Origin of the sequence: Clostridium sp. AF21-20LB, assembly GCF_003478795.1 — a bacterium.
GTDB lineage: Bacteria > Bacillota > Clostridia > Lachnospirales > Lachnospiraceae > Otoolea > Otoolea fessa.
The window spans coordinates 1-1,192 of the sequence record NZ_QUGD01000060.1 but is presented as its reverse complement, the minus strand read 5'-3'; the positions used below and the strand labels follow the sequence as shown (position 1 = coordinate 1,192).

Below are 1,192 nucleotides of genomic sequence, written 5' to 3'. Positions count from 1 at the left end.
GATGAGGAGAGAATCCTAAGGCCGGCGGGAGAAGCATTGTTAAGGAACTCGGCAAAATGACCCTGTAACTTCGGGATAAAGGGTGCCACAGAGATGTGGCCGCAGAGAATAGGCTCAAGCAACTGTTTAGCAAAAACACAGGTCTATGCGAAACCGAAAGGTGAGGTATATGCTGACGCCTGCCCGGTGCTGGAAGGTTACGAGGAGAGGTTAGAGCAATCGAAGCTTTGAATCTAAGCCCCAGTAAACGGCGGCCGTAACTATAACGGTCCTAAGGTAGCGAAATTCCTTGTCGGGTAAGTTCCGACCCGCACGAAAGGCGTAATGATTTGAGCGCTGTCTCGACAATGCACCCGGTGAAATTGAAATACCAGTGAAGATGCTGGTTACCTGCGCCAGGACGGAAAGACCCCATGGAGCTTTACTCTAGCTTGATACTGGGATTCGGTACTGCATGTACAGGATAGGTGGGAGACTTTGATGACAGGACGCCAGTCTTGTCGGAGTCGCTGTTGGGATACCACCCTTGTGGTACTGGATTTCTAACCAACCTCCGTGACCCGGAGGTGGGACAATGTCAGGTGGGGAGTTTGACTGGGGCGGTCGCTCCGAAAGGGTATCGGAGGCGCTCAAAGGTTCCCTCAGAATGGTTGGAAACCATTCAAAGAGTGCAAAGGCAGAAGGGAGCTTGACTGCGAGACCGACGGGTCGAGCAGGTACGAAAGTAGGACTTAGTGATCCGGTGGTAGAAAGTGGGATTGCCATCGCTCAACGGATAAAAGCTACCCTGGGGATAACAGGCTTATCACTCCCAAGAGTTCACATCGACGGAGTGGTTTGGCACCTCGATGTCGGCTCATCGCATCCTGGGGCTGAAGTAGGTCCCAAGGGTTGGGCTGTTCGCCCATTAAAGCGGTACGCGAGCTGGGTTCAGAACGTCGTGAGACAGTTCGGTCCCTATCCGGCGCGGGCGTAGGATATTTGAGAGGAGCTGCCCTTAGTACGAGAGGACCGGGGTGGACTGGCCTCTGGTGTATCTGTTGAGCCATCAGGCTCATGGCAGAGTAGCCAAGCCGGGACGGGATAAACGCTGAAGGCATCTAAGCGTGAAGCCCCCCTCAAGATGAGATATCCCATACGCAAGTAGTAAGACCCCTTGAAGACGACGAGGTAGATAGGGCAGAGGTGGAAG

The 1,192-nt window shown here is 53.7% G+C and carries 1 rRNA gene; it reads left to right on the top strand.

Annotated features, from left to right (window positions below):
- Nucleotides 1-1,192, top strand: a 23S ribosomal RNA gene (locus DWX76_RS13710); the annotation flags it as partial.